Raw genomic sequence first — 22,543 nt, forward strand, 5'->3', positions numbered from 1 at the left:
GTATTATATCGATTTAATCCAATTAATCGCTGGCTTATCTCCAATCCAACGAATAGCAATCACATCGAATCTTATAGATGGCCAGTTAGGGTAGCCTTGCTGAAGCAAATAGTAAGATGCTACAGTCTGTAAGCGTTGAACTTTTCCTGGAGTAATACTCTCTTCACCCCACCCTCGAAACGACGATCGGCGAGTTCGAACTTCTATAAATACTAGTACTTCTCCATCACGGGCAATTATATCCATCTCCCCTTTTGGACATCGATAATTTCGAGCAAGTATACTTAAGCCAGATTCGATCACGAAACGAGAAGCAAACTCTTCGCCGGATTTCCCTAGAGATTGTTTACTTTCCACCAAGAAAAGCTCCTTTCCCAACGCCTGCGGCTCATTAGATCCAACATTTGGTAGTTTCGCTTGAAAATATCAGATAGGTCATTTTACGAATTGGCCTATTTGATATTTCCCCTTTCTGCCATCATGTTAGCTGTAAAGGTATACCTAATCGCTTGCAAAAGAGATTCTCAGTATAATACTGAGAATCTCTTTTGTGTTTAGAATAATTTCTTTAATTAGAATAGGCTTTGAGCTGCAGCAATTGCCATTTTAGCAAGAGGAGTAGGGTAAAGACCGATGGCAATTGTTATCAGCATAGTGAAGACCATCGTAAACTTCATCGCTCCATGCACTGGAACATCCGGCAAGCCGTCCCCTTCAGCAAGGAACATTACTTTGACAACCGAGAGATAATAGTACACAGAGATCATGCTCATAACGAAGCCGATATATGCAATGGCTACATTCCCTTGATCCATAGCAGCTGAGAAGAGGTAGAATTTCCCTACGAAGCCGGCAAGAGGTGGAATCCCCGCTAAGGATAGCAGGGAGGCTGTCATGACAACAGTTGCCAATGGAGAACGATGCCAGAAACCAGCCAAATCCTTGATCTCACTGCTGCCTTGTTTCTCAGCCACAAGAGTTGCTACTGCAAAGGCACCCATATTGGCAAAGACATAAATCATCGCATAGAATATAACACCTTTGATTCCTGAGACTCCGCCAGCAATAATACCAACCATCAGATAACCAGCCTGGGCAATACTGGAAAAGGCTAGTAAGCGTTTGATGTTGGTTTGAGGAATAGCAATTAAGTTACCAACAATCATTGTAATTGCAGCCAGAACGAATATAAGTGTTTGTCCAGTGGCGGAAAAGGTTTGACTGTTCATTGTTAGCAGGTAGACACGAATCAGCACTGCAAAAGCGGCTGCTTTCGAGGCAATAGCCAGGAAGGCTGTGACTGGTGTCGGGGCACCTTCATAAATATCCGGCGACCATAGGTGGAAGGGAACAAGAGAGATTTTGAAGCCCAAACCTGCTAATATGAAAACCGTAGCCAAGAGAGAAGCAGGGGTTAGGTTTCCACTAAGCTTACTGGCAATCTCCGACAGTTCCGTGGATCCCGTTAAACCATAAATGAGACTGATCCCGTAGAGCAGTATCGCTGATGAAGTTGCACCGAGAATGAGGTACTTGACACCAGCTTCGGAGGAACGTGCATCCTCCGCCAAATATGCCACGAGGATGTAGAAGGAAATGGTCATTAGCTCTAGACCTACATACATGGTAATCAGTTCCCCTGCTCCGGCCATGAGCATCATGCCTAAAGTCGCCATCAAAAGCAAGGAATAGAATTCACCACGATGTTTGGGTAATTTCTGCACATACCCTCCTGAAGAGAGTACCACGAGAAGTGCAGCAGCTAAGAAGAGGATTTTGAAGTAGACAGCGAACTGATCGTGCATATAAAGCCCGCCTAAAAACGCTGCTTCCGGTCCATAGAAGAAGTCATACAGGGTATAGCCAAGTACCCCCATTAAGGAGAAGACAGTAAGGGGCATCATGCCTTTACGGGCGCCGGCAGGAATCAGCAGTCCAATGGCCAACAAACTCAAAGATAGCACGGCCAGCGCAATTTCAGGCGTAAGCACTGTAGTAATATCGAACATTAGAACAACCCTCCAATCTTCGCCTGACTCACCGTCTCAAGTACCTTGGCAAGGCCTGAAGAGGTAACTCCGCTATCGATCATACCCAGTAGAACATTCGGGAATATTCCAGCAAAGAAGATCACGAACCCGAATATTACTAGCGGAACTAGTTCCGGGCCTCGAATGTCTGTCAAATGATCCCACTCCGCACGGCGTGGCCCAAAGAGTACGTTAGCAATCGTACGTAAGATGTATACGGCGGTAAAGATAATCCCTGCAATACCCAGGATAGCGTGTACGGGTAGAACGTTAATAGCTCCCATGAAAATTGTAAACTCTGTAATGAAATTTACAGTTCCCGGTAATCCCAGGGAGGCCATACCAGCAATCATGAACCCAATTGCTAAGCGTGGCATCTGATGAGCAAGCCCACCCAGATCTGCAATATTACGAGTATGCGTCTTCTCGTAGATGAACCCAATCATAGAAAAGAACAGTGCTGCCATAACACCATGGGCAAACATCATGCCCACTGCTCCTGTTGCTGCTGTGGGGTTCAAGGCTGCAACAGCGATGATAACGTATCCCATATGGCTCACGGATGAATATCCGACAACATACTTGAGATCCTTTTGAGCTAAAGCAATGAAGGCCGCATACAGTACGCTGATTACAGCCAAGGTTGCAATATAAGGTGCCCAAAAGCTTGCTCCGACAGGAAGGACATAAATCCCTAAACGGATTAAACCATAGCCCCCAATTTTCTTCAGAACGCCAGCGTGAATCATACTGACAGCAGTAGGTGCTCCGGCATAACCGTCAGGTGACCAGGAGTGAAAAGGAAACATGGAGATTAGTGATCCAAAACCAACAATCATTAAAGCAAAAGCAACTTTTTGGAAAGCCGGACTGTAGAGGTCTTGCCTAGCTGACAGTAGATCAAACATAAAGGTTGGATTACCGTTAGCCCCAGCTGCCAGGTAAAGAGCCACCATTCCCACAAGCAGAAAGGCGGATCCAATTAACAAGTAAATGGTTAACTTCATGGCAGCGTATTCCTTAGTAACCCGCTTCGTACTTCCCCAAATGATAACCATGATATAAATTGGGATAACCACGATTTCATAGAAAAGGAAGAAGATAAACAGGTCGCGGGCAATGAAAGTTCCCATTACTCCGGCAATAAGAATAAGCAACAGCACGAAAAATTCTTTAACACGCTTATCGATATTCCAAGAAGCGTAGATGGAAGCGAAACCAATGAGGTTGGTTAAAAGAAGCATAGGCAAGCTTAAACCGTCAACCCCTAAGGCCAAGTTCACACCTAGATCCGGAACCCAGGGAATGGTTAGGGTGTACTGCATTCCACCCGGCTCCCATTGATAGTTTAAGAAAGCGTAAAGAGAGAGGACTAAGGATACTAGCATGCCCATGGCCGCAATAATTTTGATCGTCTTTGTTTCTTCCTTGGGTAGGAAAACAATCAACAGCATTGCCGCTAATGGAGCTAGCAGAGTGAAGGGCAGAAGCATTGACATCGAACTCACTGTTGGTAAAGCAGTCATTATTTCACACCTCCTAGCGTCGCTAAGGGGTTAAGCGCCGACAGTTGACCTTCCCCAAAGGCGAAGACCATGAATATGATTACTACTGCAAAGAAGAACACCATAGCGTAGGTTTGTAGTTGTCCGGTATTTGTCCGACGAAGGACTTTACCACTGCCGCGGGTAATTAGGGCAAGTCCATTAACAACTCCATCAACGATATAGATATCAAACCAGTACAGGATCTTAGCCAGACCATCCATGATGTGATGAATCAACCAGAGATATAACTCATCGACATAATATTTGTTTTTAAGCAATTTATAGATTCCAGAGTACTGAGCAGCCACTTTCTCAGCCGAAATAGCCTTTTTGACATAGGTTGCATAAGCTAAGCCGATCCCGAGAAACCCTGCGATAACAGAAATTCCAGCTAAGCCCCAAGCTATTGCCTCATGCTCGAATTCACCATAATGGATATAGTATCCGAAGTTATGCTCCGGTAAAGCCACAAATCCACCAAAAACGCTGAAGAATGCGAGAATCATCAGAGGAATCGTCATGCTCCAAGGGGATTCGTGAGGATGATTTTCTTTCTTCTCCGGCCCCATAAAGACCACAAAGAATAATCTGCTCATATAAAAAGCGGTTAAGAAAGCTGTGAACAGACCTACTCCATAGATAATCGGATGACCATTATGCAGTGCATGAGCCAAAATTTCATCCTTGGACCAGAATCCTGCAAAAGGTGGGACTCCAGAAATAGCTAAAACCCCTATGAAAAAGGTCGTACCAGTGATAGGCATCTTTTTCCAAAGTCCGCCCATTTCCCAAATATCCTGTTTGTGGTGCATAGCATAAATAACGGAACCGGCACCTAAGAACATTAAGGCCTTAAAGAAGGCATGGGTCATCAGGTGAAACATAGATGCTGTCAGGGAACCTACACCCAAGGCAAACATCATATAGCCCAGCTGACTTAAGGTTGAATAGGCTAATATGCGTTTAATGTCATCTTGAGCAATTGCAATCGATGCGGCAAAAATCGCCGTGAAAGCACCCAAACCTGCTATGAACTGCAAAGCCATAGGGTCTGCATGATCAAAGAGGAAAAACATCCGTGCTACTAAATAAACACCCGCAACAACCATGGTTGCAGCATGGATCAAGGCACTAACCGGTGTCGGGCCTTCCATAGCATCGGGAAGCCAAACATGAAGGGGGAATTGTCCTGACTTCCCAACCGGACCCATAAAGACTAGAAAAGCCATGACAGTTACATACCCGGCTGTTCCAATGACTGCAACATCTTGGATATTTGTGTTCATCGCTACCGAAAGTGCAACAAAATCAAGGGTGCCAAACTTTACATAGAGGAAAAGCATCCCTAAAAGCAAACCGAAATCTCCAACCCGGGTTGTAATGAAGGCCTTTTTTGCGGCTTCCCGTGCGGAAACTTTAAAGAACCAGAAACCTATCAGCAAGTAGGAACAGAGTCCCACTAGTTCCCAGAAAATAAAGAGCTGCAAGAGATTGGTGGCCAGCACCATTCCCAGCATAGAGGATGCAAACAAGGATTGGTATGCATAGTAACGTGAAAAGCCTTCATCTCCATGCATATAACCCAGTGAATAGATCTGAACCATAGATGCTACCAAGGTTACAACAAACAACATCATGGCGCTTAGAGGATCGACGATAGTTCCAAAATCGATCTGTAACCCCACAATATTTAGCCAATTCACATTTACGATCGCAGGATGTTCCACAATTTTCTCACCCAACTGAATCACACCTAGGCCAATAGCAACGGCCAGGCTCAATGAGGAGAGAATAGCGAGAATTGATATTGTGGAAGATAGTCTTTTGGATCGTTTCGTGACAAAGGCGATGATTAGGAACGACAAGAAGGGCAAAAAAGGAATTAACCACGCCCACTGAAAGAGATCATGCATTTCCTTGAACACCTACCTTCTCCATAGTCTCTCTTACCACTTCAACCAGTTCAAATCGTCTACGTCAGTCGATTGCCGGTTGCGATAAATAGTAATAATCAATGCCAATCCTACGGCAACTTCAGCAGCTGCAACAACAATTACAAATAGTGCTGCTACGTGTCCTGTCAGCAAATAGTTAACACCAATCTTTTCGTTCCAAATAAATCGATTGAAGGCAATAAAATTGATATTAACAGCATTTAGCATCAGCTCAATGGACATGAGAACAGCAATAATATTTCTCTTGGCAAATACTCCGTACAGTCCGATACAAAAGAGCATAGCCCCAACCAAGAGGTAGGTCGAAAGCCCAACACTAAAATTTCCTATCATTTGCTCTCGTTCACTCCCTTCGCCAAGATCACAGCACCCACTAAAGCTACTGTAAGCAGTACGGCGGCTGCTTCAAAAGGAATCATATACCGAGTGAGCAAGAGGAGTGAAAAGTCCTCAGCGGATCCGCCGCTGGTCCAGGGTGCGGCCAAAACTCTCCAATCCGCATTCGTAAAAACTACTAACCCAATAACAACAAAGAGCAAGCCAGAAACCAAAGCTCCTGCAAACCAACTCTTGTTTTCAGTATTGCTCTCACAGATATCTCCACGTAAAGTCAACATCACTGCGAAGATGACCATCAAAGATACTGCTGCTGTGTAGATCAACAACTGAACAGCTGCCAGAAAATCAGCATTCATCAGGATATAAAGCACAGCTACTCCAGAAAAAGATAGAGCAAGATAAAGCGCGCTGTGCACTATGTTCTTGGAGGTGACAACCATCCAAGCCGCTGCAATCGATAGGATTGCAAAGATAAAGAAAACGATAGTGCCCATGCTCACTCCACCTTTCCTTTTCGCTCGGCGCGCTTAATCATATCCCATTGCATCTCTTCCGGCTCATATATTGCGTTTTCAAATTCTTGAGTCACTTTTAAAGCCTTAGTCGGACAAACTTCAGCACACATACCACAGAACAAGCAACGACCTACGTCCATATGATAGGTCTTAAGAACTTTCTTATTGGCTTCATTCTTCTCGCTGGTCAATTTGATAACTGAGTTAGGGCAAGCCATAGCGCACATATTGCAGGAAATGCACTTATCCTTTTCAAGCCCCATGGAACTACGCACCCGAATCGGAAGATTAGGCTTTTCCTCCGGGTAGAACTCAGTGATATTCGGACCGACCATGCGTTTGAAGGTGATGCCTAAACCTTGTAGTAAACCTTTACCAAACACTGTGTCACCCTCCCATCACGAATCGATAGATGTAAATCCCCAGACCCGTTAACAAAATGTTTACTATTGAAAGCGGTAACAAAACCTTCCAAGCTAAATGCATCAAATGGTCAATACGAATTCTTGGGAAGGTCCAGCGAACCCACATCATGATGAAAATCATAACTCCAACTTTCATAAAGAACCAAACATAACCGGGTAAGAAACCGGGACCTTGCCAACCGCCTAAAAAGACTGTCGCAGCAAGTGCTGACATGGCTGTCATGTTTCCGTATTCACCAAGGAAGAATAATCCCCAACGGAGTCCGGTGTACTCAGTAAATGGACCGGCAACTACCTCCTGATCCGCTTCTACCAGGTCAAAGGGTGCTCTATTGAGCTCCGCCAAGCCAGCTATCATAAAAATAACAAAGGCTATAGGTTGAAGGACAATAAAAGGAATCGTACCCTGTGCTTCTACGATAACCCCTAAATTAAAGGACTGAGTGATCATAACGACCCCTAGTAAAGAGAAAAGCAAAGGGATTTCATAACTGATCATTTGAGCTACTGCCCTCATACCCCCTAATAAGGAGTATTTGTTGTTGGAGCCCCAACCAGCCATTAAGAAACATAGGGTTGAAATGGAGGAGATAGCTACAAAATAGAAAATTCCTAAATCAATATCGATTGGCGCCATTCCTCTTCCATAAGGTATAACTGCCAGGGTCATCATCGGGAGGCAAAAGATAATCATTGGTGCAATCTTAAAGATAAACTTATCGGCCCCTGCCGGGGTAACATCTTCTTTACCCATGAGTTTTAATGCATCAGCTATAGTTTGAAACCATCCCCGCGGACCGAGACGATTGGGCCCTGGCCTTTGTGAAGTCCAACCTGCTACTTTACGTTCAAGTAAAATCAAAATTAAAGCAGCTAAGACAACAATAATAACCACAATGATAAAATTAATTACATTCATGGTTAAATTAGCCCAAACTGAGTGGGGATCCGCAAAAAGACCACGGATGAACTCCGCAATAATCAAAAACAGATTATTTAGAGTCTCCATCAGGTATTTTAGAGTCTCCATCTTATTCTCCCCTCATCGCAATTTACTACTTATCAACTTCACCCAATACAGCATCCAGGGTGGCAAAAATAGCGACAACATCTTGAATTTTCCATCCTTTAGCTACTATCGGGAGCATCTGTAAGTTAATGAATGTAGCGGGTCTGATACGAAGTCGTGAAGGTTTGGTCGTTCCATCACTGACGATATAGAATCCTAGTTCCCCTTTAGGGTTTTCTACACGATGATATACTTCCCCAACAGGAGGTTTGATAACCTTAGGAACCTTGGCCATGATTGGACCGCCTGGGATATCACGCACTGCTTGCTTAATAATTTTTATACTTTCCACTATCTCATCCATCCGAATTATGGTACGATCATAACTATCGCACCCTGTCCGAACCGGAACCTTAAAGTCAAACCGATCATAGATACTGTAAGGTTCTGCTTTTCGCACATCAAAATCAACACCCGAGGCTCGTAATACCGGACCGGTAATTGAAAGGTTTTCAGCCATTTCCTTCGTCAAGATACCAACATTCTTTAAGCGCCCCATGGCAATTTCATTCCCGAAAAAGATGCCATAGTATTCTTCCAGCATTTCTGGGGAGTCATCCAGGAAAGATTGTAGCGCAGGCCAAAATTCTTCCGGTGGCTCTGCACTCATTCCACCAATTCGCATAATATTGACGGTCAAGCGACTTCCGGCAGTCATTTCGTACATATCACAAATTCGTTCACGATCACGGAAAGCATAAGACCAAGCCGACCAACCCGCCATGTCAAGTGCAGTACTCGCAATACATACTTGATGGCTGGCGATTCTGGCAAGTTCACCAAAGATAATTCGCAGGTATTCCGCTCGTTCCGGAATTTCAACCCCCATGAGCTTTTCAACAGCTTGTACGTAAGCCCAGTTATTATGTGGAGAGGCCAAGTAATCCAAGCGATCCGTATATGGAATAAACTGAGAATAGGTACGACTTTCAGCTAGTTTTTCCATTCCCCGATGCAAATACCCGAGTTTCGGATCAATATGAGTTACGGTTTCTCCTTCTAAATGGACCACCATGCGGAACAAACCGTGCATACTCGGGTGCTGGGGGCCCATGTTTAATACAAGTTCTTGTGTTTTATCAATGGACATGACCTTACCCCCTATTCCCCTTCTATTCGTGTACGCACTATATTTCGAACCTCAATTGGTTCAGTCACGTAGTCTTTACGCAGAGGATATCCTTCGAAATCATCCCACATATAAATTCGTTTTAAATTGGGATGACCTTTGAACTTTATGCCAAACATGTCATAAGCTTCTCGTTCCAGATAATTGGCCCCCTCCCAAACACGAGTTGCAGAATCAATCACTGGATTTTCACGATCCACTATCGCCTTTACGCGTAAGAGCTGTGGACCATGGAGACTTGATAACTGGTAGACAACTTCAAAATGATCGCCACAGTCAACTCCACATAAGTCGTGCAGAAAATCACATGGAACAAAGGGGAATTCTTTAGCCCCCTTTAATACTTCAATGATATAGGGCGCTTGGACTTTTAACACAAGTACCCCAAGACTTTCTTCGACCACACCATTAACCCGAGCGGCAAGTTCGTCTACATATCGGTTTAATTTTTTATTTTCCATGTCTCATTAACCTCACCTTAGCGGGATTTGAAACTTTATATTGAAGTTGCAAAAGCCCATAAATTAAGGATTCCGGCCTCGGAGGGCACCCGGGAATGTAAACATCTACCGGTAAAAACTTATCAACGCCTGCCAACATTGAGTAGGAATCTACAAAAGGTCCCCCTGCATTTGCACAGCTTCCCATAGCAATGACCCATTTTGGCTCAGGCATCTGATCATAGATTCGTCTTAATAGTGGAGCCATCTTGCGCGTACAGGTTCCCGCTACAATCATAAGATCCGCTTGACGTGGTGAAGCACGGAAAACCTCATATCCAAAGCGTGAAATATCATACCGAGGTCCGCCAGTTGCCATCATTTCAATAGCACAGCAAGCCAAGCCCAAAGTAACCGGCCAGAAGGAATGGCCTCTTGCCCAGTTCAAGGCCTTGTCTATAGTTGTAACTAATACGTTTTTTTCCATTAATGTTTCTTCTTCACGAAGACGTTTCTCAGAGACTACATCCACTCTAGAGCACCTTCCTTCCATGCATACCAGAAACCAACTAAGAGGATTACAATAAAGATGAACATTTCTACAAAGGCAAATGTCCCCAGTTTTTGGAATGTTAAGGCCCAAGGATATAAGAAAATCGTTTCTACACTAAAAGCTGCAAAAACTAAGGCGTACATAAAATAATTGCTCTTAAACCCGAGCCACGTTTTTCCGATGGTCTCATTACCACATTCATAAGTCGTTAACTTTTCTTTATGTGGTTTATTAGGTGCCAGCAGTTTCGGCATAATCATCATAATTATCGAAACTGCAATCGCTCCTACCAGAAACACACCTACCCCAGCGAAATTATTATCAGGCATTTACTTCCCTCCCTTCATAAAAATTTCCGATTGCATGCTTCTATTAGCTAAGGATATTGTGCCACAACCATGGAATTAGGTCAATTTAACAGTATTTTCTTTTCTTTCATTAATTTCTTTAATTTCTTTTGTTTCTTTTCTTTCTTTTCCATTTTTTTAGTTTCTTTTCTTAACTTTCCTAACTTTCTTTTCTTAGCTAATAGAAGTTTCCTGTTTCACCGGAGCAAAGCTTTTGCGGTGAAGCGGACAGGGCCCCAAGCGCTTTAGAACCTGCATGTGGTCGCTGGTGCCATATCCTTTGTTTTTTGAAAAGGAGTATTCTGGATAGAGAGAATGGAGTTGAACCATTAACCGATCACGCGTCACTTTCGCTAAGATTGAAGCCGCGGCAATTGAAGCACTTATGCGGTCTCCACCTATGAGCGGAAGCTGGGGAATTTGCACGTCTGTAAGGTTCAATGCATCTATTAGTAAATGATGAGGGCGAATTGTTAAACCTTCGATAGAGCGTTTCATCGCTAATTTTGTTGCCTGTAATATGTTTAAAGCGTCAATCTCAGCTGGTTCAGCGCTTCCGACAGCATAATCAATCGCCTGTTTTTGAATTTGAATAAAGAGCTTTTCACGTTTACTTTCTGTTAGCATTTTGGAGTCATTCAGTCCGGGCAGTTCAAACTTTGCCGGGAGTATACAAGCTCCGGCAACAACCGGGCCGGCGAGGGGCCCACGGCCAGCCTCATCCACACCTGCTAACAACAAATAACCTTGCTTCCATAGTTTTTTCTCTTCAACGAGCAATTGCTGTATACGAGCTTGTTCTAGTTCTTGAACTTGCTGGAACTTAAGTAGTTTTTCAGCAAGCTTTTGAACCCCTTGACGCGGGTCGTTCTTACAAGCACATATCATACGAGGGGAAGGATCCTTATAGAGTGCTTCTTGAACTTCCCGAATATTCATTTGGGATAACGGTTCCACACTTTTCTCCTCTTCTCTCCCTAAAAATTCAGTTCGACATGCAGAGACATTTCCCTTTATTTAGGTATCAGTCTTCAATATACACATAATAATCTGAATATTTTGCAATAGTACTAATTCAGATGATCCATGGTTATTGATCCCAGTTGTCCCATACGTAGATCTCTTAAAAAAATTCGGGCAGCCTTAAGAGTATCGACACGCCCACCATGAATCAAGCATCCGCGTTTACGTCCTATACTTTCTAACGTAACCTCCGGTTCTGAGATTTTGTACCGGGCTAATGAATCAGGGGAATATTGATTGAACCACTCAATAACCCAAGTTGATAATTCCTCAATATCAAACACATCATCTTTTATTGCTCCGAGAGCGGCCAGTTTTCGGCCCACCTCCAGATCGTCAAATTTTGGCCAGAGCATTCCCGGTGTGTCTAATAACTCTACTCGTTCGTGAATCCTTACCCATTGGTTTCCTCTTGTAACACCGGGTTTATTACCAACTTTTGCTTGAGCTCCACCTGTCAACTGATTAATTAAAGATGACTTTCCAATATTAGGAATTCCGACAATCATTACTCGTATCATCTGTTGACGAATACCCTTTTCAGCTTGTCTTGCTTGCTTAGCAAGAACCATCCGTTCTAATTCCGGTACAATCTGTTTGATACCGACCCCCGAGGTTGCACTCACAGCATAAACCGGGCCTGATTCTTTTAAGTACTTAACCCATTTCGATGTCCAATTAGGATTTGCTAAATCAGCTTTATTCAATAGTAAGAGTCTCGCTTTACTGCCAAGCAATTTATGCAGCATCGGGTTACGACTACTTACCGGTATTCGAGCGTCGGCTAGTTCTAAAACAACATCCACCCACTTTAGCTGTTCAGTCAAAAGCCGTCTCGTTTTAGCCATATGTCCTGGAAACCATTGAATACTCATTTAAATCCTCTTCATTCCTCTACAAACTTTATAGTCTATTTAATTAAATCGCTTTAGATATAAATCTAAAACGATTTAATGGATAGTATACTAACCAAGCCTTACCCAAAAGATATTCTTTAGGAAGGAGGCCCCATTCTCTTGAATCTTCACTCTCCCGACGATTATCTCCCAAGACAAAGACTTTACCCTCTGGCACTACCTCTGGGCCATAGGGTGGATAATCCCCTGGCTTAACATATGGCTCAGGAATATCTTTCCCATTTACAAAAACTTTATTATCTCGTAGTTCTACCGTTTCGCCTTCTGCAGCAATAACCCTTTTAACAAAGGTTCTCTTTATATCCTTAGGAAAAGCAAAGACAACAACATCTCCACGAGTTGGTGCCCAAAAACGATATGACAAACGATTAACTAGGATATGATCCCCCGGGGCCATACCCGGCTCCATGGAAGGGGATGGAATTAAATATGGTTGAAATACCCACAAACGAAGTCCCCCACCGATTAAAACTAGTGCGCCAATGATTCCTAGCAGCCATTTTGCATTTGATCTTTTATTTTCCATTTTAACGCTCCCCTCTTGAACTACTCTTTAGTATTAACAAGATTCTTCGGAGCATACACAATGAAAGATAAAAATCGTTTATAACCTGTTCCCGGGCAGATACTATAAGCTCTAGCGCTAGAAAGAACTATATGTAATGGGAATTATATTAGTATTAGAAAACTTGGCAGGCACCCACGAATACATTGTATTCGCACGTATTAGCCTTTCTTGCAGACACGGTCTTCGCACGGGTTAAACCTTCTTGCAGTATATAGCGAAAGTTTCTGCCCTGAAAAAAAAAAGAGCCAGATTGCTCCAGCTCATTTTTTCCCTAGCCGATACGACGGTCGCGAATCCGAGCCGCCTTACCTGAAAGACCACGTAGATAGTTAAGCTTAGCCCGGCGAACAATACCTCGTCGAGCCACCTCGATTTTTTCCAAGCGAGGTGAATGCAAAGGGAAAGTTCGTTCTACCCCGACTCCAGCGAAGACACGTCGAACTGTAAAAGTTTCACGAATGCCGCCATTTTTCATTGCAATGACAACCCCTTCGAAAACCTGGATACGTTCACGAGTTCCCTCAACAATACGGACATGTACACGAACTGTATCACCCGGCCGGAAGTTAGGAAGATCCTTTTTCATTTGTTCTTCTTCAATCATGCGAATATAATCCATTAAAAACCCCCCCTTCCTTGCCTAGATGTTCATACACTGATTTTCAGCCAGCGGACCATCTATTATCAGACCTATTTATTTTATCACAACAAATTATGATATGCAATAAATTTCGATTCGATAGTGTTGTTTTCAATGACCGCGTAACCGATCTAAGATAATTGAAACTGCAGAACGTACGGATAAGTGATTGTAATCTGTCGGTCCATAAATCGGCTCCAAGATACGATCCATCTTTTCAACATCCTCTTTAAGCAGTCCCCAACCCGTTCCAAATAATAGCAGAATGGGAGTCTCGTTATTCTCTATGTCCTCTCGAAGCTCAGAATAAGCAATAGTATTGGCATATTTTCTAGCATCCGTTGCAACCTTTATGGGCCCAACTCCATGTTCTGCTTCGATCTCTTCATAGACTTGAGCCAGATCAACTGCAATCTTCACTCGAGAGAATGCTTCCTGACGATCGGGATTGTACTCTGCTCCATATCCTTCTTGCCAGAAACCCATAATACGTTTGGCTAAAGCACGCTGAGCTTCTGCAGGATGAACTACATAATATCGTTTTATACCATAAGTCGTTGAGCATCTGGCTATATCATGTAAATCTAAATTAGTAATTGATGTAGCAACTGTCTCCATGTTTTTATTGTAGACAGGATAATGGACTAAAGCCAAGTAGACATCTGACATATATAAAAAATCACTCCTAACGAACTACTGAAACAGAGAAAAACTCTCGTCTATTTGTTCCTATTTGAAGATCGCCTCTGTCGCTTTGGTGGAGGGGAAAGGTGCTGCCATTTCGTACGCCATCTGGCAAATTCCTCGTGTTCCAGGGTAAGTTCCTCTAATAATGAATAATCTTCCAGGCTAAACTCCAGGTTCTTGATTAGATCTGGGCGTCTTAAAAACGTTCGCCTGAGTGACTCTTTTCTCCTCCAGCGCATTATCTGGGCATGATGGCCGGACAACAAAATCTCCGGCACCTTACGTCCTTCAAAGTCCGCCGGACGAGTATACTGAGGGTATTCCAACAACCCTATACTGTGCGAATCTTCCTCAGCAGATACCTCTTCTCCTAGAACACCAGGAATGAGCCTCACTACGGCATCAATCATTACCATGGCAGCTAGCTCTCCTCCTGTTAAAACATAGTCCCCTAAGGACACTTCCTCATCCGCTAACTCTCGAATGCGTTCATCAAATCCTTCGTAATGCCCACACATAAATACAAGCTCTTGATGTGCAGACCACTCTTCAGCTTTCTTTTGATGAAACACATGTCCCTGAGGAGACATAAGAATTAACTTCCGATCATGACTAACCTGAGGCAAATCTCTTATAGCTGCAAAAATCGGTTCAGGCTTTAAGAGCATTCCCGCTCCCCCTCCATAGGGAACATCATCAACATTTTTATGCTTACTAACTGCATAATCACGAAAGTTAACCAAGTTAATCTCTACTAAACCAGCTTCTTGAGCGCGTTTTAGAATACTTTCATTTAAAGGAACAAACATTTCGGGAAATAGGGTTAAAATTGTTATTTTAATCATATGTAGGATATCCTCCAGCAAAGTCATGGCTCAATATGTCGTTTGCAATTCTTGCGATTCGAACTCCTTAATCTCGAAGCCCTGGTGGAAGAATAACATCCATGCGCCGTCCAGAGACGTCAACATTCTTTACAACACTTTTAAGAGCTGGAATGCATAGTTCTCCTTTAACCCCTTTAACAACATAAACATCGTTTGCACCAGTTTCCAAAACTTGGCTGAGCGTTCCCAGCAATATATCTTCTTCATAAACCTGCATTCCCTCAAGCTCAAAATAATACCATCCCTCTTTAAGAGGAAGTACTTCTGAGCGATCAATACGAACTTCCCATCCTCGGTATTTTTCCGCTTGATCCGCAGTAGCTATTCCCTCAACCGCCAGCAATACAAACTCCATTTGTAAACGGGCTTCGATAACTTTAAAGCGTTGATTGGTCGTACCGCTCCGCAAAATAACTTCCTGCAGTTTAAGAAATCGTTTAGCGTTATTAGTCAACGGATAGACCCTCAACTCCCCGCTAATTCCATGCGGACGCAACACTTCCCCAATCAGTACTTCATCCATAATCCCAGCCCCTTTCAGGTGATAGATAGGTTTAAAACGTTGAGAAGGGCACAAGCCCTTCTCAACGTTATTGATCAATGTCCATATGAACTCGGCGCCCATCTTTAACGGCAGCCGCTTTAACCAGCGTACGAATAGCGTTCGCGATCTTCCCTTGTTTCCCAATCACTTTCCCCATGTCATCAGGTGCGACTGTGAGCTGTAAATGCACACTCTTTTCAGTCTCCGTTTGAACGACGAGAACTTGATCTGTCTGATCCACCAACGCTTTCGCGAGGATTTCTACAAGTTCCTTCACAGGAACCACCCCCCAAACTCTACACTTAGTTCTTGGACTCGTGGAATTTGGTTAAGATACCAGCTTGACTCAGCAAAGACTTTGCAGTATTTGAAGGCTGAGCTCCAGTTGATAACCATTTCATAGCCTTTTCCTCATCAATGTTCAGAACTACAGGGCTTTTTGTTGGATCGTAATATCCAATTTGTTCAATGAAACGACCATCACGGGGAGCTTTAGCATCAGCAATTACCATACGGTAGAAAGGATTCTTTTTAGCACCCATGCGGCACAGACGAATTTTTGTAGCCATGTTTTTCACCTCCTCCAGTTCGAGGTTCGAAGTTCGAAGTTCGAGGTTCGAATGTTTGTCATTCTATATCTCACATCGCCCATTTACCCCTAGATTAGTTAACTAGACTTTAAGACAGAGTATTTAACTCGATTAAAGTAAGTTTATTATATAAACAACGCTAGATTATAGCGTGTGTCCATCGAATTTGAGGTCCGAAGGCCCCCCCTTATACCGTCGGAAACGGAAATTTCGGTTTCTTACCCTTCTTGCCCTTTTTTCCGCCCCCAAGCATACCCATGCCGCCACCTGAGAATTGCTTCATCATCTTTTGCATTTGTTCAAACTGCTTTAAGAGACGTCCTACGTCTTGAACTGAAGTTCCGCTTCCTTTAGCGATTCTTTTTTTACGTGAATCTTTTATAATGGCTGGCTTCCGACGTTCTTCTGTCGTCATCGACCGGATAATAGCTTCAATATGTGCAGTGTCTTTTTCATCTATATTAACATCTTTTAACTGTTTCCCTACTCCGGGAATCATTTCTAAGATTGAGGAAAGAGGGCCCATTTTTTTCATCTGCTGCATCTGATCAAGAAAATCGTCAAGGGTAAATTCCTGTTTGCGCAGCTTTTGTTCCATTTCTTTGGCCTTTTTCTCATCAAAAGATTCCTGAGCCTTCTCAATTAAAGTAAGAACATCGCCCATTCCCAGAATTCTAGAAGCCATACGATCAGGATGGAAAGCTTCAAGGGCATCCATCTTTTCCCCGAGGCCAATAAATTTAATGGTACACCCAGTCACTGCTTTGATCGAAAGAGCTGCGCCCCCACGAGTATCTCCATCTAACTTTGTGAGAATTACACCATCAAGCCCTAAGTCTCCGTGGAAGGACTCCGCGACATTAACCGCATCTTGTCCTGTCATAGCATCTACAACCAGCAAGATTTCGTGAGGTTTGACAGACCCTTTAATATCCCGCAGCTCGCCCATCAATTCCTCGTTAATGTGCAAACGTCCGGCTGTATCAATTATGACCACATCTTGTCCATTCTGATTGGCATGGGTAATACTTGCTTTAGCAATATCTCTCGGATTTTCCTCTCCCATAGAAAAAACCGGCACATTCAGTTGAGCTCCTAGAACCTGCAACTGTTTGATCGCGGCTGGACGGTAGATATCACATGCAACAAGCAGAGGATGTTTCCCTTGTTTCTTAAGCATGTTGGCCAACTTAGCAGCGTGAGTGGTTTTTCCCGCTCCTTGAAGACCAACCAACATAATCACTGTAGGAGGCTTTGAGGCAATCAAGATTTTACCGGATGCCCCTCCCATAAGGTCGATCATTTCTTCATGAACAACTTTAATAACATGTTGTGCCGGTGAAAGAGATTCTAGGACTTCTTGACCAATTGATCGTTCCTTTACTTTGGCAACAAAGTCCTTAACAACTTTAAAGTTAACATCCGCCTCCAATAAGGCAACGCGAACTTCACGCATAGCCTCGTTGACATCTGCTTCCTTTAACTTGCCCTTTCCTTTAAGCCTCTTAAATGTTTCTTGGAGTTTTTCGCTTAGTCCTTGAAACATGCCTGTCCTCGCTTTCGATTTGATCCACTTACAAATATCTCTACATAGCCTGTGTTTAATTATAAGGCTTTGTCTTTTAGCTTCTGCTATTAGATCGCTGAGATCTTGACAAAAACATCTTCAATCATCATCCGGATTTTAAGGTGTCGCTCATAGGCTTCCTGACAGGAAAAATCCTGTTCTTTTAGCTCTTCCAAAACACTCTGAACTTCAAGGAGCTTCTCCCGTTCAGTCCAAAACCTCTGGACGAGCCCTAGTTTATCCTCGTATTCTGTGAGGATCCTTTCAGTACGTTTGAGCAAATCATGTATAGCCTGACGGCTTATATTTTCAACTTCAGCAATCTCAGTCAACGAAAGGTCTTGCTGATAGTGAAGGTCCCAGACATTTCTTTGCTTATCTGTTAGCAACGGGCCATAAAAATCAACTAAGAGAGCCCTTTTGGCGAGTTTCTCCATGGCAACCCCCTGTAAAGCGTTTTTACTTTACAACGGAATATTAGACTAAATTCTTTTCTTTGTCAAGTGTTATTACTTAACATTCAATTCCAGCTCTATTCGCTTTGCTCTCATCTCTGCTTCTTGACAAATTTTACTTAAATCCAAGGTTAATAGTTTACGCTCTTCCATCAGTAACTTTCCATCTACCATCACCGTTCGGACATCACCGGCATGGGCCGAATAAACTAAGTGGGCGGGAATCGAAAAACGCGGATAAAAATGCGCTTGATCCATATCGATTGTGATCAAATCCGCCTTAAATCCCGGAGCTAATACTCCAACATTTTCAAATCCTAAAGTTTGCGCACCACCAACTGTTGCCATTTCCAGAACCTCATAAGCGGGAAGTGCCGTTGGATTAACCTTAAGTTTTTGCTGGAAGGATGCTGAGCGCATTTCTCCAAATAGATCAAGATTGTTATTACTTGATGCACCGTCCGTCCCAAGACCTACGACAACTCCCTGGGATCGCAGTTCAGTAATAGGTGCTGTTCCACTGCTCAACTTCATATTACTTTCCGCATTATGAGCTACGCAGACGTTTTGGCGATGAAGTATTTCAATATCTTGTTGAGTTAAATGCACACAATGGGCGGCCACGACGTGCCCACCAAATAACCCAAGTTCATCCAGCCATTGGACGGGGGTTTTCCCATATTGTTCTTTCAGTATGTTAACTTCATCTTGAGTCTCTGCTACATGAATATGAATCCCTACATTTAATCGGTCGGCTTCCGCTTTAACCTTCTTCAGATACTCTGCCGAGCAAGTATATGGGGCATGAGGCCCAAACATGATGCTCAGTCTGCCATTACCAGTTCCGTGATATTGGCGAACCAGTTCGATATTTTCTTGTAAGGCATTCTCCCCGTTGGGCCCATTACCGATTAGTCCTCGCGAAAGAACAGCACGAGTTCCCGCCTGAAGGACTGCCTCTGCAACTTTATCCATTGAGGCATACATATCCAGCATCGTCGTAGTTCCGGAGCGGATCATTTCACAAAGCGCCAATAAAGTACCCCAGTAAATGTCCTCATCCGTCAACTTATCCTCGAAAGGCCACACCTTCTCATTTAACCAAGGCATTAGCGGCAGGTCATCTGCATAGCCCCTGAGTAGCGTCATGGCGGCATGAGTATGTGTGTTAATTAAGCCGGGCATAACCACGTCATTTGGCAGCTCCAAAATCCGATCAGGTACAAACCCCTCTGGAGATGAGCCTTTCTCACCTACTGAAACTATTAGATCATCTTCTATACAAATCTCTCCTTGAGGAAAGAAGGTGTCCGCTCCGGTCATGGGTAAGATCATAGCACGAATTAGAATTTTAGACATTATCTTCCGTCCCCTTACAGCCATATTTAAAGATTAACGGCGTAGACTAAGGGATTACTCCCATTAATTTAAGATCGAACCATTAATTTAAGGAGATTAACTGAATAAGGCGCTGTTACCATTCCCTTTTCGGTAATTATTCCTGTAATGTATTTCGCAGGAGTAACATCGAAGGCTGGATTAAAGACTTTCACTTCTTCAGGTGCTACCGATACCCCAAAACACTCTCTAACTTCATTTGCCGGCCGTTCTTCAATGGGAATTTCCTGACCATTGGCTACTTTCAAATCTATCGTAGATGTTGGTGCTGCCACATAAAAAGGTATTCCATGAGCATTTGCCAAAACAGCTACAGAATAAGTACCAATCTTGTTTGCTGTGTCCCCGTTAGCAGCAATTCGGTCAGCACCTACAATCACAAGGTCAATCTTCCCCTGTTGCATCAAATAGCCTGCCATATTATCCGTAATAAGTGTTACAGGAATTTTTTCTTCTAAGAGTTCTAAGGCAGTTAAACGCGCTCCTTGCAAGAGAGGTCGTGTTTCGTCTGCATAAACATGAATCATTTTACCCGCCAGATGCGCACTTCGGATGACCCCCAGAGCAGTTCCATACTCTACGGTAGCCAAAGCTCCAGCATTACAATGAGTGAGGATATTTGCTTTATCAGGTACTATCTCATTACCGACTTCCCCTATCAGTCGATTCATTCGACGATCATCTTCAGCTATTCGGTTAGCTTCTTCTGTAAGAACTCGGCGCACATCGTCTAAGTCATCCATATCCCAACATTCACGCAATCTATCTTCCATTCGCCTTAGTGCCCAAAATAGGTTAACCGCCGTCGGACGAGTTTCTGCCAATCTGGACTGTACCTTTTCCATAAAGCTAGGCAAACCATCTCTATCTCCTTGGTACTCTAACGCTCCTAATACAAAACCATACGCAACAGCAGCCCCAATTGCCGGCGCACCACGTACTTCCATATTTTCAATAGCTTCAGCTACACTCTCATAAGACACTGCATCCCGATAAAGGATTTCTACTGGAAGCTTGCTTTGATCTAATATGCGCAAAGCATTCCCTAGCCATTCAATCGATTTCAACGTCCCACCACCTCTCTAAAATTTACCGACTTCGGCATTTGCCGAGGCACATAGACATTTCTGACTAGGTGTCAATAACTCAAAGGTTGCTTGAATGAGCTGTGCAACATCTATCTCTAATTTCTTAATACTCTCCATAACCTCAGAATGGCTTAAGGGATGATCAGCAATCCCTGCTGCTTCATTGGTAACCATTCCAATGGAGGCGTAACACATCCCAAGTTCCCGAGCTAAAACAACTTCAGGAACACTTGTCATTCCGACAAGGTCAGCTCCAAGATATTGAAACATCCGAATCTCGGCTGGAGTCTCAAAACGGGGGCCTTCTGTACAAACATAACATGCTCCGTTCTTAACCACAAGTCCCAGATGTTCTGAAGCATTAATAATTATTTGCCGAACAGCGGCGCAATAGGGGTCGGTCATATCCACATGGAGAACACCGTCTGTTCCTCCTTCGTAGAAGGTCTGGGGGCGACTCTTTGTGAAATCAAGAAACTGATCCAGCAAAACCAAATCGCCCAAACGATAATTAGAAGACAGGGAACCTACTGCAGCAGTTGCTATTATTTTACGTACTCCAAGCTCTCGCAGGGCCCAAATATTACCTCTATAATTCACAAGGTGAGGAGGTGTTGCATGATTTTGCCCATGGCGACTCATAAAAACTAACTCACGATTAGTATCTTTTCCGATAGTAGCTTCTACCGTTCCGTAGGGAGTTTTGACAGAGATAACACGTTGTTCCTTCAAGGCAAAGTGGTCAAGCCCTGTTCCCCCAATAAGAGCAAAATCTATCAGAATCTCTCCCCCTCATCATTTTTTCCAAAAAGTGCAGCAGCAAAATCCTCAGGATCAAAGGGACGCAAATCTTCCATTCCTTCCCCAATTCCAATCCATTTCACAGGAATACGAGTTTCCCCTTGAATTCCTAACACTACTCCCCCTTTCGCAGTCCCATCTAGCTTAGTCAGGACTATTCCCGTAACTCCCGCTACTTCCTGAAATAGCTTTGCTTGCTGCAAAGCGTTTTGTCCTGTCGTGGCATCCAATACTAATAACACCTCATGCGGAGCCCCAGGAATTTCTCGTTCCATAACCCTTTTGACCTTCCGCAATTCTTCCATCAAGTTCACTTTATTATGAAGACGTCCAGCAGTATCTACAATTACAACATCAACACTGCGGGACTTAGCTGCTTGTACAGCGTCATAAGCAACTGCCGCAGGATCAGCACCTTCACGTTGCTTGATAATCTCTACTCCGGCTCTCTCGCCCCAAACCTCCAATTGATCAATGGCAGCTGCCCGAAAAGTATCCCCAGCGGCCAACAAAACACGCTTGCCATCCTGTTTTAACCAATTAGCAAGCTTACCGATTGTGGTAGTTTTGCCAACCCCATTGACCCCAACAACAAGAATAATACTTGGCCCTTGCTTAGCGAAAGTAATGCTTGATTTCTCTCCCAATAATTCCGAGATTAATTCTTGAAGCACAGCAGTCAGCTCATTAGGATCTGAAATTTTACGCTGTTTAACTTCCTTACGTAACCGTTCGACCAATTCGAAAGAAGTGTTAACACCCACATCTGAGCGAATTAACACCTCTTCCAGTTCTTCATATAACTCTTCATCAATTTTCTTACGCCCAGTGAAAACCTCTTCAACCTTTTCCACGAAATTCTGTCTTGTTTTAGTAAGACCTTCTTTAAGCTTTGCAAAAAAACCTGCCATGGTTTAATCCTCCCTGTGGTTGGTGATTCGATAATTCGAACGTGATTGTAGGGCATTCATTAGGTCGTCCAGCGTTTAGCATTCCTCGTATTTATATTCTCATTATAACCAGAGTAAT

The 22,543-nt window shown here is 43.5% G+C and carries 27 protein-coding genes; all 27 read right to left on the reverse strand.

Translation table 11 applies throughout. The annotated features are described in order from the left end of the window. Positions 1-3: 3 nt before the first annotated feature. Complete coding sequence (locus DESMER_RS17825) at positions 4-357, reverse strand: YraN family protein (protein WP_014904458.1); 354 nt, start codon at positions 355-357, stop codon at positions 4-6. A gap of 215 nt (positions 358-572) precedes the next feature. After that, positions 573-2,009 (reverse strand): NADH-quinone oxidoreductase subunit N, encoded by a 1,437-nt coding sequence (locus DESMER_RS17830; protein WP_014904459.1) that lies wholly within the window; start codon positions 2,007-2,009, stop codon positions 573-575. After that, positions 2,009-3,556 carry a complex I subunit 4 family protein gene (locus tag DESMER_RS17835; protein ID WP_014904460.1) on the reverse strand — a complete coding sequence of 516 codons (1,548 nt, stop codon included), beginning with the start codon at positions 3,554-3,556 and terminating at the stop codon, positions 2,009-2,011. The genes DESMER_RS17830 and DESMER_RS17835 overlap by 1 nt, the downstream gene beginning before the upstream one ends. Continuing rightward, positions 3,556-5,502: an NADH-quinone oxidoreductase subunit L gene (gene nuoL / locus DESMER_RS17840; RefSeq protein WP_014904461.1), complete on the reverse strand. Its 1,947-nt coding sequence runs from the start codon at positions 5,500-5,502 to the stop codon at positions 3,556-3,558. The genes DESMER_RS17835 and nuoL overlap by 1 nt, the downstream gene beginning before the upstream one ends. A 21-nt stretch (positions 5,503-5,523) precedes the next feature. Next, positions 5,524-5,865: an NADH-quinone oxidoreductase subunit NuoK gene (gene nuoK / locus DESMER_RS17845; RefSeq protein WP_014904462.1), complete on the reverse strand. Its 342-nt coding sequence runs from the start codon at positions 5,863-5,865 to the stop codon at positions 5,524-5,526. Next, a complete protein-coding gene (locus DESMER_RS17850; protein ID WP_014904463.1) occupies positions 5,862-6,365 on the reverse strand; it encodes an NADH-quinone oxidoreductase subunit J family protein in 504 nt (167 codons plus the stop codon). The genes nuoK and DESMER_RS17850 overlap by 4 nt, the downstream gene beginning before the upstream one ends. Before the next feature lie 2 nt (positions 6,366-6,367). Beyond that, on the reverse strand, positions 6,368-6,769 hold the full coding sequence (locus DESMER_RS17855) for a NuoI/complex I 23 kDa subunit family protein (RefSeq protein WP_014904464.1): 402 nt from the start codon (positions 6,767-6,769) through the stop codon (positions 6,368-6,370). A 4-nt stretch (positions 6,770-6,773) separates the two neighbouring features. Then, positions 6,774-7,820, reverse strand: coding sequence for an NADH-quinone oxidoreductase subunit NuoH (nuoH, locus tag DESMER_RS17860; protein WP_427854287.1), 1,047 nt, complete (start codon positions 7,818-7,820; stop codon positions 6,774-6,776). Between the two features lie 46 nt (positions 7,821-7,866). Beyond that, entirely contained in the window at positions 7,867-8,970 is a 1,104-nt protein-coding gene (locus tag DESMER_RS17865) for an NADH-quinone oxidoreductase subunit D (RefSeq protein ID WP_014904466.1), read from the reverse strand. Positions 8,971-8,981: 11 nt separating this feature from the next. Then, the gene (locus DESMER_RS17870; protein WP_014904467.1) at positions 8,982-9,470 is read right to left on the reverse strand and encodes an NADH-quinone oxidoreductase subunit C; all 489 of its coding nucleotides are present in this window, start codon (positions 9,468-9,470) and stop codon (positions 8,982-8,984) included. Further along, positions 9,460-9,981, reverse strand: coding sequence for an NADH-quinone oxidoreductase subunit B (locus tag DESMER_RS17875; RefSeq protein WP_014904468.1), 522 nt, complete (start codon positions 9,979-9,981; stop codon positions 9,460-9,462). Before DESMER_RS17875 ends, DESMER_RS17870 begins: the two co-directional genes overlap by 11 nt. Then, positions 9,972-10,331: an NADH-quinone oxidoreductase subunit A gene (locus DESMER_RS17880; protein ID WP_014904469.1), complete on the reverse strand. Its 360-nt coding sequence runs from the start codon at positions 10,329-10,331 to the stop codon at positions 9,972-9,974. Before DESMER_RS17880 ends, DESMER_RS17875 begins: the two co-directional genes overlap by 10 nt. A 192-nt stretch (positions 10,332-10,523) precedes the next feature. Continuing rightward, entirely contained in the window at positions 10,524-11,306 is a 783-nt protein-coding gene (locus tag DESMER_RS17885; RefSeq protein WP_014904470.1) for a ribonuclease HII, read from the reverse strand. A gap of 113 nt (positions 11,307-11,419) precedes the next feature. Then, positions 11,420-12,247, reverse strand: a complete 828-nt coding sequence (gene ylqF, locus DESMER_RS17890) for a ribosome biogenesis GTPase YlqF (protein ID WP_014904471.1) — start codon at positions 12,245-12,247, stop codon at positions 11,420-11,422. A 43-nt stretch (positions 12,248-12,290) separates the two neighbouring features. Continuing rightward, entirely contained in the window at positions 12,291-12,815 is a 525-nt protein-coding gene (gene lepB / locus DESMER_RS17895; RefSeq protein WP_014904472.1) for a signal peptidase I, read from the reverse strand. Positions 12,816-13,128: 313 nt separating this feature from the next. After that, the gene (gene rplS / locus DESMER_RS17900; protein ID WP_014904473.1) at positions 13,129-13,476 is read right to left on the reverse strand and encodes a 50S ribosomal protein L19; all 348 of its coding nucleotides are present in this window, start codon (positions 13,474-13,476) and stop codon (positions 13,129-13,131) included. Between the two features lie 132 nt (positions 13,477-13,608). After that, positions 13,609-14,166, reverse strand: coding sequence for an RNA methyltransferase (locus tag DESMER_RS17905; protein WP_014904474.1), 558 nt, complete (start codon positions 14,164-14,166; stop codon positions 13,609-13,611). Between the two features lie 50 nt (positions 14,167-14,216). Beyond that, positions 14,217-15,029: a tRNA (guanosine(37)-N1)-methyltransferase TrmD gene (gene trmD, locus DESMER_RS17910; protein WP_014904475.1), complete on the reverse strand. Its 813-nt coding sequence runs from the start codon at positions 15,027-15,029 to the stop codon at positions 14,217-14,219. 67 nt (positions 15,030-15,096) lie between these two features. Beyond that, the gene (rimM, locus tag DESMER_RS17915) at positions 15,097-15,594 is read right to left on the reverse strand and encodes a ribosome maturation factor RimM (RefSeq protein ID WP_042333955.1); all 498 of its coding nucleotides are present in this window, start codon (positions 15,592-15,594) and stop codon (positions 15,097-15,099) included. A 67-nt stretch (positions 15,595-15,661) separates the two neighbouring features. Continuing rightward, on the reverse strand, positions 15,662-15,892 hold the full coding sequence (locus tag DESMER_RS17920) for a KH domain-containing protein (protein WP_014904477.1): 231 nt from the start codon (positions 15,890-15,892) through the stop codon (positions 15,662-15,664). A gap of 25 nt (positions 15,893-15,917) precedes the next feature. Further along, a complete protein-coding gene (gene rpsP, locus DESMER_RS17925; protein ID WP_014904478.1) occupies positions 15,918-16,184 on the reverse strand; it encodes a 30S ribosomal protein S16 in 267 nt (88 codons plus the stop codon). Between the two features lie 208 nt (positions 16,185-16,392). Then, positions 16,393-17,751, reverse strand: coding sequence for a signal recognition particle protein (ffh, locus tag DESMER_RS17930; protein WP_014904479.1), 1,359 nt, complete (start codon positions 17,749-17,751; stop codon positions 16,393-16,395). Positions 17,752-17,840: 89 nt separating this feature from the next. Further along, entirely contained in the window at positions 17,841-18,209 is a 369-nt protein-coding gene (locus tag DESMER_RS17935) for a putative DNA-binding protein (RefSeq protein WP_014904480.1), read from the reverse strand. 72 nt (positions 18,210-18,281) lie between these two features. Beyond that, positions 18,282-19,586 carry an amidohydrolase gene (locus tag DESMER_RS17940; protein WP_014904481.1) on the reverse strand — a complete coding sequence of 435 codons (1,305 nt, stop codon included), beginning with the start codon at positions 19,584-19,586 and terminating at the stop codon, positions 18,282-18,284. Between the two features lie 68 nt (positions 19,587-19,654). After that, positions 19,655-20,692: an S-methyl-5-thioribose-1-phosphate isomerase gene (mtnA, locus tag DESMER_RS17945; protein ID WP_014904482.1), complete on the reverse strand. Its 1,038-nt coding sequence runs from the start codon at positions 20,690-20,692 to the stop codon at positions 19,655-19,657. A 15-nt stretch (positions 20,693-20,707) separates the two neighbouring features. Next, positions 20,708-21,490, reverse strand: coding sequence for an S-methyl-5'-thioadenosine phosphorylase (gene mtnP / locus DESMER_RS17950; protein WP_042333958.1), 783 nt, complete (start codon positions 21,488-21,490; stop codon positions 20,708-20,710). Further along, positions 21,490-22,425 (reverse strand): signal recognition particle-docking protein FtsY, encoded by a 936-nt coding sequence (gene ftsY / locus DESMER_RS17955; RefSeq protein WP_014904484.1) that lies wholly within the window; start codon positions 22,423-22,425, stop codon positions 21,490-21,492. The genes mtnP and ftsY overlap by 1 nt, the downstream gene beginning before the upstream one ends. Positions 22,426-22,543: the final 118 nt, after the last annotated feature.

The organism is Desulfosporosinus meridiei DSM 13257 (assembly GCF_000231385.2).
GTDB classification, from domain to species: Bacteria; Bacillota; Desulfitobacteriia; order Desulfitobacteriales; family Desulfitobacteriaceae; genus Desulfosporosinus; species Desulfosporosinus meridiei.